The following is a 16,352-nucleotide window of genomic DNA, read 5'->3' as shown; positions in this document are numbered from 1 at the left end:
GGTCTCGGTCGCGCTCTCAGTCCATGCCGATCCAGACCGATTTGGTCTGGGTGTAGCTCTCCAGCGACTCGGGGCCGCACTCGCGGCCGTAGCCGGAGGCCTTGTAGCCGCCGTAGGGCACGGCGGGGTCGTACTGGTTGTAGCAATTGACCCAGACCGTGCCGGCCTTGATCTGCGAGGCGACCCGGTGGGCGCGCCGCAGGTCCTTGGTGTGGACGCCGGCGGCGAGGCCGTACGCGCTGTCGTTGGCGATGCGTACGGCGTCCTCCTCGGTGTCGAAGGGGATGATCGACAGGACGGGGCCGAAGATCTCCTCCTGGGCGATCCGCATGCCGTTGTCGACACCGGTGAAGATGGTGGGCAGGAAGTACAAGCCAGCCGAGAGGTCGTTGGAGGCGCCCTCGGGGGTCCAGCCGCTGCCGCCGGTGCGCAGGATCGCGCCTTCCTTCTCCCCGACCTCGATGTAAGAGCTGACCTTGTCGAACTGTCCGCGGTGGGCCAGCGGTCCGAAGAGGGTGGCCGGGTCGCGCGGGTCGCCGGGCTTGAGGTCGGCGGCCCGGCGGACCAGGCGTTCGACCATCTCGTCGTGGATGGGGCGCTGCAGCAGCAGCCGGGAGCCGGCGGTGCAGATCTCGCCCTTGTTGTAGTAGATGCCGAAGAAGGCGAGTTCCTCGGCGGCGTCGAGGTCGGCGTCGGCGAAGACGATGTTGGCGGACTTGCCGCCGAGCTCCATCGTCACCTTCTTCAGGGTGCCGGCCGCCTTGCGGATGATCGTCTGGCCGACCGAGGTGGAACCGGTGAAGGCGATCTTGTCGATGTCGGGGTGGCCGGTGAGGGTCTCCCCCAGTTCCACGCCCGGACCGGTGATGACGTTCAGCACCCCGTCGGGGATCTCCGCCTCCTGGAAGAGCTCGGCGATCTTCAGCGCGGTCAGCGGGGTGGCCGGGGAGGGCTTGTGGACCACCGTGTTGCCCGCCGCGAGCGCCGGTGCGATCTTCGTCATCGACAGCAGCAGCGGGAAGTTGAACGGGGTGATGGCGCAGACCACGCCCAGCGGTTCGCGCAGGGTGTAGGCGAGCTGGCCGCCGGCCGGGGCGCGCGAGGAGCCGTCGACGCGGGTCACGGCGCCGGCGTAGTAGTGCATGAGCTGGGCGGCCATGGGGGCGTCGACCGTGCTGGAGAACGCGAACGGCTTGCCCATGTCCACGGTCTCCAGCAGGGCGATCTCCTCCAGGTCGCGCTCGATGAGCTCACCGACCCGGTTCAGCCGCAGCGCGCGCTCCTGGGCGGACAGTCTGCTCCAGGGGCCTTCCTCGTACGCCGTGCGGGCGGCGGCGACGGCCGCGTCCGCGTCGACGGCGGCGGCCTGGGCCACCGGTACGATCTCCTGTCCGTCCACGGGGCTGATGTCCGGTTCGGTACGGCCGTCCTGGGCCGGGACCCAGGCGCCGCCGATGAACAGTTTCCCGGGGTTGGCGAGGGGCTGGCCGCTCAGCTCACGCTTGGTCATGGCTGCCTTCCGGTTTCGGGTGCGGGGGGCGGTACTAGCCCTTCGCGAGCTGCCGTAAGAAGGTCTCGGCGAGGGCCTTGGAGGAGTAGGGGTTCTGGCCGGTCGTCAGCTTGCGGTCGACGACCACGTGCGAGTCCCAGATCGCTTCGGCCTTCTCGTAGCGCGCGCCGAGCCGGGTGAGTTCCACTTCCAGGATCAGCGGGAGCCGGCCGGCCATGTTGGTGACCAGTTCCTCGCTGTGCGAGAAGGCGGTCATCCGGTAGCCCTCGAAGGGCCAGCGGCCTTCGCCGTCGCGCAGGGCGAGCAGCGAGGTGTGGCCGTGGCACACGGTGGCGAGCGGCTTGTCCTGTGCGATGACCCAGCGCAGGATCTGGGCGAGCTCGTCGGACTTGGGGAGGTCACCGATGGCGCCGTGACCGCCGCTGACGTACACCCCGTCGTAGTCCGTGATGTCCTTCTCGGTGAGGGTCTCCAGTGCGATGGGGGCTCTCAGCTGGGGGGTGTTCTCGATGACCCGGACGTATTCGGCGGCGTTGGCCGCGTCCTCGTCCGGCGAGCCCTGGGGGCGGACCCACTGGAGGAACTGGGGGTCGATGCTCGTCTGGTCGACCGTCGGCGCCCGGCCTCCGATCGTCGCCACGTCCACGTCGTGGCCGGCCGCCTTGAAGAGCGAGAAGGGCACGACGAATTCCTCGGCCCAGAATCCCGAGGGGTGCTGTTCACCGTCGAGCAGATGAAGTGTGGCTTTGGCCGTCATGACGACGAGAATCTTCATGATTCTCTCCTTGTTCTGGATTCGCTGCCGATTCAACACGCCACCCGCAGGGGGCGTATAGGGGGATGACGTCAGGCCCGCGATACTTCGTCACGTGCGTCCAACGCCGAGATGATGGTGCGGAATTCACCGACCAGGGGGTGGTCGGGGTGGGCTTCGGCAAATATGCGTTCCCCGTACAGGGCCGCCATTTCCGGCGAGTACGGAAGGATTCCGGCCAGTGGCGCCCCGTAGACCGCTTCGGAGCGCCGGCGGGCCGCTTCGCGGTCGATGCCCTCGGGGGCCATGCTCAGGACCAGGGTCCGCCGGCAGGTCAGGCGTCCGGCGAGGGCGATGGTCTCCTCGACCCCGGAGAGGTCGATCCGGTCGGCCCGCGCCATGATCATCAGTACGTCGGCGCTCGCCATGGCGGTCACCGACTCGTTGTTGAGCCCGGCGTGGGTGTCGAGCAGCAGCACGTCGAGGGCGTGGTGCGCGGCCAGCCGGTCGAAGCCCTCCGGCAGCAGCCCCACGTCGTAGCCCCCGGCCATGATCTCGCGCAGGGCGGCCGTACCGGTCCGGGCCGGTACGACGTACAGACCCCCCTGACCGGAAACGGTGCCCGTCTGCTGGGCGGTGGCCTCGATCTCGCAGCGGCCGAGCAGGTAGTCGGTCAGGGAGGGGCCGGGCCCCAGGCGGAACAGCAGGTCCAGGGTGGGTGACTGGATATCGGTGTCGACCACCCCCACCCGGCGTCCCTCGGCCGCGAGGAGCAGCGCGAGGTTCGCCAGTACCGAGGACTTGCCCGTCCCACCGCGGTGCGAGTGCACGACGATGGTGCGGGTCATCTAGGCCACCACCCGGGTGCCGGCACCGTCCGCGCGCGGCCCCCGCGCCGCGCGTGGCCGGTGCAGGGCCAGCATGGTGACGTCGTCGTGCTGTTCGGCGGTGCCGGTGTGCTCGCGCACCGCCAGGTCCATCCGGTCCACCACGTCCTTGCCGCTGACCGGTGGCCCGGCGAGCAGTTCCAGCATGCGGTCGTCGCCGAGGAAGCTGCCGTTCGGGCAGCGGGCCTCGGGGACCCCGTCGGTGAAGGCGAACAGGGTGTCGCCCGGGTCGAGCTGGGCGTAGCCGAGGGTGTAGACGCAGTCGGGCTGGATGCCGACGGCCGGTCCGGTGATGTGGAGGGCGACGGGCGGGCTGCCGTCGGCGGGCAGCAGCAGGGGCGGGTTGTGACCGCCGTTGATGTAGACGAGGCTGCCGGTGAGCGGGTCGAGCACCCCGAAGAAGAGGGTGGCGAAGTAGCCCTGCCGCAGGTGGTTGCGGGTGAGGTAGCCGTTGGTCGCGGTGACCGCGTTGAGCAGCGGGGTGGCGCCGACGACCGGGATCCGGCGGCTGCCGCCGGCGCGGCCGGCGGCGACCAGGTGCTGCAGGCCGCTGTTCTGCGCGGTGTGCCGCAGCAGGGAGCGGATGAGCGCCATGAACAGCGCGGCTCCGACCCCCTTGTCGCAGACGTCGGCGACGACGAAGGCGAGCCGACGGCCGCGGGAGATCTCGAAGACGTCGTAGAAGTCTCCGGCGACCTGCCGGGCGGGACGGAACCGCACGTCGATCTCCCAGCCGTCGGGGACGGGCATCGATTCGGGCAGGAAGCCCGCCTGGATTTCCCGGCCGATCTCCAGTTCCTTCTCGTAGCCCATGAGTTCGGCGCGGGCGTCGGCCTCCCGCAGGGTGCGGCCGAGTCCGGCGCGCTCCGAGCAGCTGTGCAGCCGGGCCCCGACGAGGGCGGGCAGGAAGGGCGGTACGAGGTAGTCGTGCCCGATCCGGACGTGCTCCTCCAGGGCGGCGAACTCCGTCACGGTCCAGACGACCACGATGGGGGCCCCGGCCCAGCGGCGCAGCCGGCGTACGGCCATCCGTACCGCCTCCCCGTCGGACTCGGCCGGGGCGAGCAGCACGTCCGCGACGGGCAGCAGTTCCAGTGCGCCTTCGCGCAGCTCCGCCAGGGAGCGGGTGACGAGTGCCGCGTCCATCGTCCGCAGAGCGTCGAGCAGCTCGGGCGGCGGTGGCGGGTACACGTCGAGGATGATCACGGTCGTGGAGGGCATCGGTCCGTCCCCTCAGCCTTCACAGTCAGGGTGCTGATGTTGCGGCCGTCCCTGTGCGCGTAGCCGAACTCGTCCACGCTGGTCAGTGCCAGGTGGATGCCGAGGCCGCCGATCCGCCGTTCCTCCGGGGGGACCCCGGGGGCGGGCGGCAGGCGGCCTTCGACGGGGTCGAAGGGGGGTGCGGTGTCCTCGATGACGATCTGCACCCCGCCCGGGCCGGAGCGGCCGCGGACGGTGATCCGTCCGTCGCCGCCCCGGTACCCGTGCATCACGACGTTCGTGGCCAGTTCGTCCACGGCCAGCCGGAGCCGGTAGGTGGCGCCCTTGTCCAGGCGCGCCGTTCCGGCCAGCCGCAGGACGAACGTGGCGATTTCGCCCAGTGCCCCCACCGTTGCGGGCACTTCCAGTACGCAGGACGTCCTCGCCAGTTCGACCATGTCAGTCACGGTGGTCACTCATCGGAGAGGACGATGCTCCGGTCGAGCCCGGCGGTCCGGATGGTCCGGGACACAGGCTCTATGGCACCGACCACCTTGATGGTGACGTCGTTCGCGACCTTCTGCTGGGCGAAGACCAGGGAGCGCAGTCCGGCGCTGGCCATGTAGCCGACGCCGGCCATCCTGATCTCGACGGTCTGGGTGCCGTGGCCGGCGGCCTTCTCGATGGTCCGGTGGAAGTCCGGCGCGGTCTTGGCGTCCAGCTCGCCCGTCAGTTCGATCACGGTGGTGTCGCCCTCGATGCTCAGGGACACGGAAAGCGGCATGTCAGGTCTCCTTCGGTCAGGGCGTGTCGAGGTCGTCGCGGTCGTTCGTGCGGCCCACCAGGATCACGACCGAGCGCGGGCCGATCAGGTACTTCCCGGCGTTGTCCAGCTCCTGTTCGGCCCCGGGGGTGCGGATGTCGTACGGTGCCTCGGCCCCGGTGTCGGCGAACAGGTGCCAGCTCCGGCCTCCCGGCAGGGCGGGCAGTTCCAGGTCGTGCGACTCCCAGTGCGCGTTCATGGCCACGTACACCACGTCGTCGTCGCCGGTGCCGCAGCGGGCCACCGCCAGCAGCCGGCTCTCGGCCGACCAGTCGGGCTGCCAGGCCCGCTCCCCGTGCCAGCTGATGTCCGGCAGGCCCAGGTGCTCGCGGACCTGCCCGGTGGGGTGGGCGGTGGAGCGCAGTTCGCGGTGGTGCTTGCGGAACTCGATCATCTCCCGCGTGAACCGGAGCAGTTCGGCGTTGTCGTCGACCTGGTCCCAGTCGAACCAGGAGAGCTCGTTGTCCTGGCAGTACGTGTTGTTGTTGCCCTGCTGGGTGCGCGCGACCTCGTCCCCGGCCAGCAGCATCGGGATGCCCTGGCTGGTGAAGAGGATCGCGAGGGCGTTCTTCATCTGCCGGGTGCGCAGCGTGTTGATCTCCGGGTCGTCGGTGGGTCCCTCGGCGCCGCAGTTCCAGCTGTTGTTGTCGTTGGCACCGTCGTTGTTGTTCTCGCCGTTGGCCTCGTTGTGCTTGTCGTTGTAGGAGACCAGGTCGGCGAGGGTGAAGCCGTCGTGCGCGGTCAGGAAGTTGACCGAGGCAGCGGTGCCGCGGGTGGCGTACAGGTCGGGCGAGCCGGCGATCCGGGTGGCCAGCTCGCCGGTGACGCCGGGGTCGCCCTTGAGGAAGCTGCGCACGGTGTCGCGGTACTTGCCGTTCCACTCGGCCCAGCGGCCGTACGCCGGGAAGTTGCCGACCTCGTAGAGGCCGCCGGCGTCCCAGGCCTCGGCGATGAGCTTGGTGTGCCGCAGGACCGGGTCGTAGGCGAGCAGTTCCAGCAGCGGCGGGTTGGGCAGCGGGGTGCCGTCCAGGGCCCGGCCGAGGATGGCCGCCAGGTCGAAGCGGAAGCCGTCGATGTGGTAGTCGGCGACCCAGTGGCGCAGGCAGTCGAGCACGTAGTTGCGCACGACGGGGTGGTTGCAGTTGACGGTGTTGCCGGTGCCGCTGAAGTTGAAGTAGTACCCCTCGGGCGTGAGCATGTAGTACGTGGCGTTGTCGAGCCCCTTGAAGGAGATCGTCGGACCCTGCTCGTTGCCCTCGGCGGTGTGGTTGAAGACGACGTCGAGGATGACCTCGATGCCGGCCGCGTGCAGGTCCTTGATCAGGGTGCGGAACTCGTCGCCCTGCATGCCGTAGCGTCCGGTGGCCGCGTAGCCGGCCTTGGGCGCGAAGAACGAGACGGTGTTGTAGCCCCAGTAGTCGAAGAGCTGCTCGCCCGTCTCCGGGTTGGTGCGCGGGTTGTCGCTCTCGTCGAACTCGAACACCGGGAGCAGCTCGATGCAGTTGATCCCGAGTTCCTTCAGGTACGGGATCTTCTCGCGCAGCCCCGCGAACGTGCCGGGTGCGGTGACCTGCGAGGACGGGTGCCGGGTGAAGCCTCGCACGTGGGTCTCGTACACGACGAGGTCCTCGGCGGGGATGCCCAGCGGGGTGTCGTCGCCCCAGTCGAAGTCCTGGAGGCAGACGCGGGAGCGGTACTGGTAGCCGCGGCTGCGGTCGGGCTCCACGCCCCACACGTCCCGGCCGGCGATCAGCCGCGCGTACGGGTCGGAGAGCACCTGCCGGGCGTCGAAGCGGTGGCCGGTGACCGGGTCGTAGGGGCCGTCGGCCCGGTACCCGTACTCGATGTTCTCGTGGTCGAGGCCGAAGACGGTCATGGCGAAGACGCTGCCGGTGCGGAATTCCTCGGGGAACTCCAGTTCGGCCATCGGCTCGGGTTCTCCGCGCTTGAAGATGACCAGGGTCATGGAGGTGGCCTGGTCGGAGAAGACGGAGAAGCTGACCCCGCCGGGGACCACGTTGGCCCCGAAGGGGAACGGTTTGCCGGCGCGGACGCGGTACCCGCCCACCTCGTGGGTCGGGTACGCGTCGACGCGCAGCACCTGCTCGGACCGGGTCTCGGTCATCGCGCGGCCTTGGCCTTGGCCTTGGCGGCCGCGGCGACGGCCTCGCCGGTCTCGAAGAAGTCGAGGAACCCGGTGGCCGACATGACGAACCGGACTTCCTCGCTCACCCCGTAGAGGGTGACCGCGACACCGGCGTGCTGCGCCTCGCGGTAGACCACGAGCAGGGTGCGCAGGCCCGCGCTGGAGACGTAGGAGACCGCCGTGAGGTCGATCTTCAGCGGCTTGCCCTCGCGGACCAGCGGCAGCAGTGCCTGGAGCAGCGATCCGGATGTCTCGCTGTTGATCTCGCCGGTGGCGACGAGCACGGTGCCCGTCTTGTTCCGGCGTTCCTTGACGTTGAGAGTCATTGCATTCCCCTCTGTTTGGGGCGCCCCCCGTTGAGCGCTACTTCTTGGCCACTGGACGCAGCCGGACCTTGACCTTCACGCGGCCCTGCACGTCGGGCAGCCGCACGGTGAGGGCATCGGCGTCGAAGTCGGTGTACGGCTTCTCGTCGATCTCCACGGACGCGATCCGCACCGAACCGGCGGGAAGCAGGTCGGGCGAGACGCGCAGGACGCGGTCGGGCAGGTTCGTCGGGTCGGGCTGGAAGTGGAAGTCCATCTCCCGGCCGTTGATGAGCAGGTTGTTGTAGACGGCGGAGAGGTAGCAGAGCTCCGCCGAGTGGTACATGGACATCGAGTGGCTGCCCTTGAGCCGCTCGGTGCCGAGCAGGTACGGCGTACCGCTGGCGAGCACGTTGAAGTAGACGGCTCCCTCGTCGTGGTCGAGGAAGAAGGTGTTGTAGAAGGCCTGGGCCTGCCGGGCCTCGCGCAGGTTCGCGTCGCCGCCGACCGTGCCGTTCAGGATGAGGTAGGCGAGGATCGCCTGCTCCTGCTGCCACCAGGCCTTGCGGTCGTGCCAGGCGAACCGGTACGCCTCCTGGTCGCCGTCCTTGATCCGCTCGACGACGTCGTACCAGCCGCCGCGCTGCACGTCGCTGCCGACCGCCGGCATGATCTCGCCGATCTTCCTGGCGAGCTGCTCGTACTCCGGCTTGGCCTTCAGCGAGTTCATCCGCATCAGGTTCCAGGCGATCTTCAGGTTGTGGCCGACCACCGCACGGTTCTGCTGCCAGCTGTGCGCGGTGTCGTGCGACCAGTCGCGGAAGAAGCGCTCCTGGACGAAGGGGCTGTTCTTGTAGTCCGGGAACTTGTCGGCGATGGTGTCGAAGGTGTACTCGAGGAAGTCGGCGTACTTCTGGTCGCCGGTCGCCAGGTACAGGTTGATCAGGTAGGCGGGCGCGTGGTCGCCGACCGAGTTCCAGTTCTTGCGCTCGGCGTTCTCACCGAGGGACTCGTGGTCGGCGCTGAAGAGGATCGGGTCGATGTGCGAGTAGTAGCCGCCCTGCTCCGGGTCGAAGAAGAACTTGTCGAACAGCCTGATGGTGGCGTCCGCGTCGTTCTTGATCCGGATGTCACCGGTGACCCGGTACGTCTGGATCGGGCCGGCCAGCGCGTAGATCTGCTCGTACATCGGGATCGCGTCGTAGTCGTCGGAGAACTCCGAGGTGAAGAGCTTGCGCTCGCTGTCCCCGTCGACGCTGATGCCGTGGTACCAGAAGACCACGTCCTCTTCGCTGTCCACGACCCGCATGTGCTTGCGCAGGTACTCGGTGCCGCGCTCGGCGACCTCCAGGTACTCGTCCTTGCCGGTCAGCAGGTAGGCCGAGGCCATGCCGTAGACCAGGCGGGAGATGGTGTCGGTCTCCTGGACGTGGCTGGCGGTCTTGTCACCGCCGAGCCGGATCTCGGTGCGGTACTCGGTGAAGTCCACCGGCCCGTCGCCGAACTGCGCCCGCTTGTAGAAGTCGGCCAGGGATTCGATCTGCTTGATCCACCAGCTGGGCTCCTCGAAGCGGTAGTCCTCGGCCCCGCGGCCCAGGAAGACCAGGCGCTTGGCGTCGAAGCGTCCGCCGTGCTCCGGGTAGTGGACCCCGTAGACGAAGAGGAACCGTCCGGGCGAGAGCATCTCGTCGATGTGCCCGGAGGCGTCGATGTAGGGCTCGTCCAGGTTGCGGACCAGCTCGGCGCTGGGGTCACCGGCGAGGGAGACGTCGAACTCGCGCCCGTCGGAGGTCTTCAGCTTCAGCAGCCGGGCCCCGGAGTCGAAGCGGGTGACGTATCCCGCGATCGTGTCGGAGAAGGAGAAGGTCACGGCGTCAGCCATGGGTCACGCACCGTCCTTGTCGTGAGAGCCGTCGTCCTCGTACCCCTGGCTGACCTCGACGACGACCCCGTCGGGATCGCGGACCCACACGGTCCGCCAGCCGCAGATGAAGTCGTCGAAGTCCAGTGGTCCCAGGGTCACTTCCGCCGCGTCGCCCAGCTCGGCCAGGAACGCGTCCACGCTGTCGGTCTGGAAGGCCAGGTGGCGCATCCGGCCGGGGGCCTGCGGGCCGTCGTCGTTCGCCGGGCGGGCCGGGGCGGTCCCGCCGGCCGCGAAGAGCTCCAGGTACGCGTCCCCCTTGCGCAGGAACACGATCTGGGTCTCCCCGAGGTCGACCACCCGGGCCCGGGTGAAGCCGAAGTACCGGGTGTAGAACTCCTCGGTGGTCTTCTGGTCCGTGCAGTTCAGTCCTACGTGGGACCAGCGCAGCCCGGCGGCCATCAGCCGGCTCCCCGGCCCCGGCCGGCCGCGATCAGTTCGATGATCCGGCGGGCGAACAGGTGGTGGTGGGCTCCGGTGCGGCCGGTGACCAGGTCCCCGTCGACCACCACGTCCTCGTCGACGTACTCCCCGCCCATGTTCCGGACGTCACCGATGAGGTTGTTGTGGCAGACCACCTTGCGGCCGCGGATCTTGTCCGGGATCGAGGAGGCCAGCCACATGCCGTGGCAGATGATCCCCTTGAGGACCGTCGGCTCCTCGAAGGCCCGGCGCAGCAGCTCGGTCGCCGGGGCGAGGACGTCCACGTCCTCGGTGTAGCGCAGCCGGTCGGCCACCATGCCCGAGGGCACGATGATCGCCGCGTACCGGCGCAGCTCCGTGTCACTCAGTCCCTCCAGGGACTGCGTGGCCGTGAAGGGCGCCCGGTACTCGTGCCCGGTGAAGGTGATGGAGTCGTTGCCCCACAGCCGGGTCAGGAAGTCGACCTCGGCGCCCTCCTCGGCGAAGCGGCGCTGGTAGTAGAAGATCTCCGGCTCGTAGTAGTCGCTCTCGACCAGGACCGCGATCCGGGTCCCGGACAGCGCGCCCTCGCGCAGCACCGCGTCAGACACGGGAGGCTCCCTTCAGGAAGTCCGCCGCGCGTTCGGCGATCATCGCGATGGCGGTGTGGCAGTTGCCGGACGGGACCGCGGGCATCACGCTCGCGTCGACCACGCGCAGGTTCCGTACGCCGTGCACCCGCAGCTCGGGGTCGACGACGGAGAGGTCGTCGATGCCCATGCGGCAGGAGCCGGCCTGGTGGTGGTAGCTCTCCGACTTCTGCTTCACGAAGGTCCGCAGGTCGTCGTCGCCCACGTAGCCCGGGCCGGGCTGGAGCTCCTGCTTGTACCAGGGGGAGAAGGCGGAGGTCGCGAAGATCTCCCGGGCGATCTTGACGCCCTGGACCATCCGTTCCAGGTCCCACCGGTCGCCCAGGTAGTTCGGGTTGATCAGCGGGTGGGCCAGCGGATCGGCGCTCGCCAGCCTGATCCAGCCGCGCGAGACGGGCCGTACGACACCGGGCAGGATCGACACCGTGTTGGGGTGGTCCTGGCCGACGATCACGTCGAACGGCACGTGGACGAAGGCGATCTGCAGGTCGGGGGCGGGCAGCCCGGGCTGCGAGGACAGGAATAGAGCGCTCTCCGACAGGTTCTGCGCCGGCGGCGGGAGCTCCTGGGTGACCTCGGCCATCAGCCCGGTCAGGACGTGGTTGTGGAAGTTCTCGCCGACCCCGGGCAGGGCCGCGGTGATCTCGATGCCGTGCTCGCGCAGCTGCTCGGGACGGCCGATGCCGGAGAGCAGCAGCAGCTTCGGGGACTCGATCGCCCCGGCCGCCACGATCACCTCACGGCGGGCCCGTACGGTGTGCAGCCCGGGCGCCGCGGCGGCGCTGTGGCCGTCCCGGACCGTCCGGCCGGGGAAGTCGGCGGGAGCCTTCAGCTGGACGTACTCGACGCCCGTGCAGGTGTCCCCGTCGAACAGCAGCCGGGTGCTCTGCGCGTTGGTGCGCAGGGTCAGGTTGGCGCGCCGCAGCGCCGGCTCCAGGTAGGCGGCGAGGGCGCCCTGGCGGCGGCCGTCGGCCACGTCGATGTGGTGCCAGCCGGTGCCGAAGAGGCCGCGCCGGGGGCCGTCGGTGTTGAAGTCGTCGATCTCCTGGTGGCCCAGCTCGACGGCGGCGTCGATGAAGGCGCGGGAGACCGGGTTGGGGCCGTGCCGTCCGGCGTTGGTGATCCGCTGCGGGCCCCGGGTGCCCGTGGTGGCGGCGGTGGCGTCCTCCTGGCCCTCCAGCAGGGCGAAGTAGGGCAGCACGTCCTCGTGGGACCAGCCGGCGGCGCCCTGGTAGGCCCAGTTGTCGAAGTCCGAGGCGTGGCCCCGGATGTGCATCATGATGTAGAGGTTGCTGCTGCCGCCGGGGGCCTTGCCGCGCGGTTCGTAAGTGCGGCGGCCGTCGAGGCCGGGCTGCGGGGTGCTGGTGTAGCCCCAGTCCACCGGCCCGCCGAGGAGCTTGTACCAGGAGGACGGGTCGTCCACCTCGGGCGGTATGCGGGAGCCGCCCGCCTCCAGGACCAGGACGGAGACGTCCGGGTCCTCGGAGAGCCGGTCCGCCAGCACGCTGCCGGCGGTGCCGGATCCCACGACGACGTAGTCGTACTCTTCGACGCTCACGGATCCCCCCTCAGTCCTGGCTCAGCACCTGGAAGGGAACCGTGTCGTGGTAGTTCGCCATGTAGGCGATCTTTCCGTCCACGATCCGGAAGAAGTTCATGACCTCGGCCTCGATGGCCTCGCCCGAGGCGCTGACCGCGGTCAGGTGCGAGACGGCCGCGGCCTTCTCGCCGTCGACGAGGAAGTGCACGGGCTCGTTCCGGAAGACCCGGTACATCGTGCCCATGCCCTTCATCATCGAGCGCAGCACGTCCAGGCCCTCGATGTGGCCGGCGAGCTGCTCGTCCATCACCTGGTCGTCGGCGAACAGGTCGCACCAGCGGTCCCAGTCCCCGGCGTTGGCGTACTCGTAGTACTTCCGAAGGATTTCGGTGTGGCTCTCGTGTCGGTCCATCGCGCTCAACCCCCCTATCGGTCCCTGCGGGTTCCGTCCGGCGCGAACGGCGCCCAGAACTGGCTGAAGGCGGTCGCCGAGTCCCCGAAGAGCCCGTCGCGGCCTTCGACGATCCGGCCGCCGCGCCACCGCATGAAGTGGAAGACCGGGTAGTCCATCCGCTCGTACGGGGACGTGCTCGTCTCGTCCGCGCCGTCCCGCAGGGCCACGTTGCGGCACACGTCGGCGCTGCAGTCCTCGCCGACGAGGACCGCCTGGATGTCCATCCGGAAGGTGCCGCCCGTGAGCTTGTGGGTCTGCCCCATCAGCTCCAGGAAGGCGTCCAGGCTCTCGTACCAGCCGGCCAGCGGGTGGCTGCCCGGCACCAGCCAGCGCAGGTCCTCGGAGTAGTACTCCAGGATGCGCGCCCGGTCGCCGGAGCCGAGGGCGGCGTAGGCCGCCTCGACCCGCTCGCGTGTCACTTCGGTCATCGTCGCTTCTCCTTCGCCGGCGCTCAGAGCGAGCCGGAACCGGGCATCGGCGCCAGGTCGTTGACGGTGTACTGCTTGATCAGCGGTCCGTCCGGACCGGCCACGACCGTCCAGGTCTGGTCGGCGTCGAAGCCGAGCCACTGGCTGCGGGCGGCCGGCGGGTCCCAGATCTTGGCCTGCCAGTTGACGAGGACCCGGACGACCGCCCGGTCGCCCTCGATGACGGGCTCCACCTTCGTGACGGTGTGCACCTCGTCGAAGAAGCGGTGGGTGACGGCCGCGTACCAGCGGCCGAACCCCTCGTGTCCGAGGAAGGTGTCCTCGGGGACCTTGAACTCGAGGTCCTCGGTGATCAGGGCGAGCACGTCGTCCAGACCCACGTGCTGGTCCAGCGCCACGTACCAGTTCTCGGCGAAACTGCGGATCGCGTCCTCGGTCAGCTGCCGCTCGGCGGGCATGCGGTCTCCTCCTGTCCGTGCTGCGTGAGTGCTCTGGTCAGATCTGGACGTCCACGAGGAACGGTCCGGGGTGGGACAGCATCCGGCCCACGGCGGCGACCGCCTCGTCGGGCTTCTCCACACGCATCCCGCCGGCGCCGAGCGACCGGGCCAGTCCGGCGAAGTCGATCTCGGGGTGGGAGAGGTCGAAGGAGCCCGGGAAGCCGTGCTCCGGGATGTCCCGCTCCCGCCAGTACTGGGCGATGTTGTCGTCCAGCAGCCGGTACTTGCGGTTGTTGCACACCACGAACTTGGCGTCGATGCCGTGCCGGGCCGCCGTCCACAGCGCCTGGTACGTGTACATGGACCCGCCGTCTCCCGCGAAGCCGACCACCAGCCGCTCCGGCCGGGCCAGCTTGGCCCCGACCGCGCCCGGGAAGCCCACCCCGAGCGAGCCGCCCCGGGTGAGGTGGTAGTCGCCGGGGCGCTCCGCCGGCAGGTACCGGGTGACCAGCGGCGAGGTGGTCAGCGCCTCGTCAAAGACGATCAGGTCCCCGCCGGTGCGCTCGGCCAGGGTCTTCAGGAAGACGGCCATCGGCGTGCCGTCGTCCGTGGCCGACCGCGCCTCCCGCACCTCGCGGACCCGCTCGCGGGTCCGTACGTCGAGGCGCGCGGCCGCCGCGGCCCGCCGCTGCGGGCCGAGGATCCGCTCCAGTACGCCGGCCAGCGCGCGCAGCGCCTGCTTGGGATCCGCGGCCAGGCCCAGGTCCACCGGGTGGTTCTTGGCGATCTCGTAGGCGTTGAGGTCGATGTGGACGACCTTGGCACCCGCCCGGAAGGGGCTCTCCAGTTCGGGGAAGACCTCCGGGAAGACATAGGTGCCGACGATCAGCACCCCGTCGGCGTCCCCGACGAGCTCCTTGCTGTGCGGGCCGAACATGTGCCCGGTCTGGCCCCGCCGCAGCGGGTGCGAGGCCGCGATGTTCACCTCGGACGAGTCGACCTCGTACACGTCGGCGCCCAGCAGCTCGGCGACGGCGACGAGCTCGTTCTGCGCCCCGGAGAGCGCGACCCCGTCCCCGACCAGGACGACCGGCCGCTCGGCGGAGGCGAGCAGCTCGGCCGCCCGCCCCACCGAGGCCGGCGAGGGCGACACGTCGGTGAGCACCTCCGTGGAGGGCAGGACGGGCTCGGAGTTGAGCTCGTCCAGCACGTCCATGGGCAGCGCCACGAACACCGGCCCGCGGGGCGGGGTGAGCGCGATCTTCACCGCTCGCCGGATGGTGCGCAGGACCGAGTGCCGGTCGGTGACCCGGGTCGCGTACTTGGTCACCGGCTTGGCCATGGCCACCAGGTCGGAGGCCATCTGCGCGTCCATGGCGTCGTACCGCACCCCTGCGTCGCCGGCGACCACGACGAGCGGGGTGTGGCCGCGCAGCGACTGGTAGAGCATGCCGATGCCGTTGCCCAGGCCGACGCCGGAGTGCAGCTGGAGCAGGGCCGCGCCGCCGGTCGCCCGGGCGTACCCGTCGGCGATGCCGGCGGCCACGGTCTCCTGGAGGGCGAGGATGTAGTGGAAGTCCTCCGCCGCGTCCACCGCGTCGAGGAATCCCTGTTCCACCGTCCCCGGATTTCCGAACATCACATTCAGACCGTCGGCCTTGAACTGCTCGATCAGCCTTTCCCGTCCGGGAGTGGCTTCCATGACTTCCCCCTCAACTCTCCGATTTCCCTGCGGCCTCCGGGATCACCAGCCGTATCGGGTGAGACCGTCCTCCAGGACTTCCACGATCTTCTGCCCCGTGAGATATGAGTCGGGGGTGGAACGTCCGGTGACGAAGGGGAAATCGACGATGACCGACACCGGCTTGCCGAAGTTCCCGTGGTACGCGCCGCGCGGGCCCGTCGCGTCGCGCAGGATGTATTCCAGCGGATACGGCGGCGGCCCCATGTTGAAGTCGGTACCGAGGAATCCGGTGCCGTCCTTGTAGTCGTACTCCTTGCAGTGGCCGGTCACGTGCTTGCCCCAGATGATGCTCCTGCGGTCGCCCCAGTCCCGGGCGAAGGCCAGGCAGGCGACGCCGTAGCACTCGGCGGCGACGACCTTGCTGGCCTTCCGGAAGGCCAGGATCAGGGCGTGCACGCGCTCGTTGTTGGCGAGGTCGACGATCGGGCCGCTGCCGCCGACGATGAGGATCGCGTCGTACCCGGCGATGTCGGCGTCGAGTTTGTCGAGATCACGGTGGTACTGCTCCAGCTTGGGCAGATAGCCCTCGTCGCTCGTGTACGGACGCTCGGGGACCCACGCCTCGATGTCGAGCGGCGAGTCCAGCCGGCTCGACTGCTCGAACTCCCGTCCCAGCCGGGCGTTCTCCTCGGTGGTCACCGAACGTCCCAGCGGGGGATCGATGTAGTTCGCGTCGAGGCTCGGCGGAAGAGCGTGTGCACGCTTTCCGGTCGGCGTGGCGAATACGACCTCGTAGCCCCGCTCGTCGAACTTCGATACGGGGCCTATCAGTTCCTCGGCCCAGTAACCGTGTTCGGAGACAATGACCAGAATCTTTCTGCTCACGAATTCCTCCAGGCGCCGCCTGTTGTCGTTGGCGTCCCCCACACTGGCCGCGCCCAGGGGCTTCGTCAAAGCGCTGGCATGCGACTTCGTGAGGTAGCGGGCCAGGTCGTGGCGGCACCTCAGGAAGTCGTCCGCAGACGTCATGAAGTAGCTTCAGGACTACCTGACTTCGGCCGAATCGATGAACCATTCCGACGGCTCCGCCCTATCGTCTGGACGCGCCGTGAATCACGGGCGTACGAGCCGATTCGATGAACGAATGACCGAGTGACAGCGCGGGCTACAGCACGGGCAAGAGCACGAGGAGAGGGACGGGGACGATG

At 69.3% G+C, this 16,352-nt stretch carries 17 protein-coding genes; all 17 read right to left on the bottom strand.

The window, feature by feature from the left end; all coding sequences use genetic code 11:
- Positions 1-16: 16 nt before the first annotated feature.
- The 17 genes from KO717_RS29650 to KO717_RS29570 all read right to left on the bottom strand — a co-directional run bounded on the left by KO717_RS29650 (position 17) and on the right by KO717_RS29570 (position 16,029).
- The gene (locus tag KO717_RS29650; protein ID WP_301372415.1) at positions 17-1,510 is read right to left on the bottom strand and encodes an aldehyde dehydrogenase family protein; all 1,494 of its coding nucleotides are present in this window, start codon (positions 1,508-1,510) and stop codon (positions 17-19) included.
- A gap of 34 nt (positions 1,511-1,544) precedes the next feature.
- Entirely contained in the window at positions 1,545-2,285 is a 741-nt protein-coding gene (locus tag KO717_RS29645) for a type 1 glutamine amidotransferase domain-containing protein (protein WP_189740370.1), read from the bottom strand.
- A 71-nt stretch (positions 2,286-2,356) separates the two neighbouring features.
- Positions 2,357-3,112, bottom strand: a complete 756-nt coding sequence (locus tag KO717_RS29640; protein WP_301372414.1) for a MinD/ParA family ATP-binding protein — start codon at positions 3,110-3,112, stop codon at positions 2,357-2,359.
- Positions 3,113-4,372 carry a PP2C family protein-serine/threonine phosphatase gene (locus KO717_RS29635; RefSeq protein ID WP_301372413.1) on the bottom strand — a complete coding sequence of 420 codons (1,260 nt, stop codon included), beginning with the start codon at positions 4,370-4,372 and terminating at the stop codon, positions 3,113-3,115.
- Entirely contained in the window at positions 4,354-4,827 is a 474-nt protein-coding gene (locus KO717_RS29630; RefSeq protein ID WP_301372412.1) for an ATP-binding protein, read from the bottom strand. Before KO717_RS29630 ends, KO717_RS29635 begins: the two co-directional genes overlap by 19 nt.
- Positions 4,824-5,135, bottom strand: a complete 312-nt coding sequence (locus KO717_RS29625; protein ID WP_030008825.1) for an STAS domain-containing protein — start codon at positions 5,133-5,135, stop codon at positions 4,824-4,826. Before KO717_RS29625 ends, KO717_RS29630 begins: the two co-directional genes overlap by 4 nt.
- 16 nt (positions 5,136-5,151) lie before the next feature.
- On the bottom strand, positions 5,152-7,299 hold the full coding sequence (gene glgX / locus KO717_RS29620) for a glycogen debranching protein GlgX (protein ID WP_301372411.1): 2,148 nt from the start codon (positions 7,297-7,299) through the stop codon (positions 5,152-5,154).
- Positions 7,296-7,646: an STAS domain-containing protein gene (locus tag KO717_RS29615; protein WP_301372410.1), complete on the bottom strand. Its 351-nt coding sequence runs from the start codon at positions 7,644-7,646 to the stop codon at positions 7,296-7,298. Before KO717_RS29615 ends, glgX begins: the two co-directional genes overlap by 4 nt.
- A gap of 37 nt (positions 7,647-7,683) precedes the next feature.
- Entirely contained in the window at positions 7,684-9,507 is a 1,824-nt protein-coding gene (locus tag KO717_RS29610; protein WP_301372409.1) for an AGE family epimerase/isomerase, read from the bottom strand.
- Positions 9,508-9,510: 3 nt separating this feature from the next.
- Entirely contained in the window at positions 9,511-9,948 is a 438-nt protein-coding gene (locus KO717_RS29605) for a VOC family protein (RefSeq protein WP_301372407.1), read from the bottom strand.
- Complete coding sequence (locus KO717_RS29600) at positions 9,948-10,559, bottom strand: DJ-1/PfpI family protein (protein WP_301372406.1); 612 nt, start codon at positions 10,557-10,559, stop codon at positions 9,948-9,950. Before KO717_RS29600 ends, KO717_RS29605 begins: the two co-directional genes overlap by 1 nt.
- Positions 10,552-12,156 carry a GMC family oxidoreductase gene (locus KO717_RS29595; protein WP_301372405.1) on the bottom strand — a complete coding sequence of 535 codons (1,605 nt, stop codon included), beginning with the start codon at positions 12,154-12,156 and terminating at the stop codon, positions 10,552-10,554. The genes KO717_RS29600 and KO717_RS29595 overlap by 8 nt, the downstream gene beginning before the upstream one ends.
- A gap of 10 nt (positions 12,157-12,166) precedes the next feature.
- On the bottom strand, positions 12,167-12,550 hold the full coding sequence (locus tag KO717_RS29590) for a nuclear transport factor 2 family protein (RefSeq protein ID WP_301372404.1): 384 nt from the start codon (positions 12,548-12,550) through the stop codon (positions 12,167-12,169).
- A gap of 14 nt (positions 12,551-12,564) precedes the next feature.
- Positions 12,565-13,020: a nuclear transport factor 2 family protein gene (locus KO717_RS29585; protein WP_030008817.1), complete on the bottom strand. Its 456-nt coding sequence runs from the start codon at positions 13,018-13,020 to the stop codon at positions 12,565-12,567.
- A 23-nt stretch (positions 13,021-13,043) separates the two neighbouring features.
- Entirely contained in the window at positions 13,044-13,478 is a 435-nt protein-coding gene (locus KO717_RS29580) for a nuclear transport factor 2 family protein (protein WP_030008816.1), read from the bottom strand.
- 37 nt (positions 13,479-13,515) lie between these two features.
- Positions 13,516-15,162: a thiamine pyrophosphate-binding protein gene (locus KO717_RS29575; RefSeq protein ID WP_301372403.1), complete on the bottom strand. Its 1,647-nt coding sequence runs from the start codon at positions 15,160-15,162 to the stop codon at positions 13,516-13,518.
- 42 nt (positions 15,163-15,204) lie between these two features.
- The gene (locus tag KO717_RS29570; RefSeq protein ID WP_301372402.1) at positions 15,205-16,029 is read right to left on the bottom strand and encodes a type 1 glutamine amidotransferase domain-containing protein; all 825 of its coding nucleotides are present in this window, start codon (positions 16,027-16,029) and stop codon (positions 15,205-15,207) included.
- Positions 16,030-16,352 lie beyond the last annotated feature (323 nt).

This window comes from Streptomyces xanthophaeus (assembly GCF_030440515.1).
Classification (GTDB): domain Bacteria; phylum Actinomycetota; class Actinomycetes; order Streptomycetales; family Streptomycetaceae; genus Streptomyces; species Streptomyces kutzneri.
This window is presented reverse-complemented; position numbering and strand designations above follow the sequence as displayed.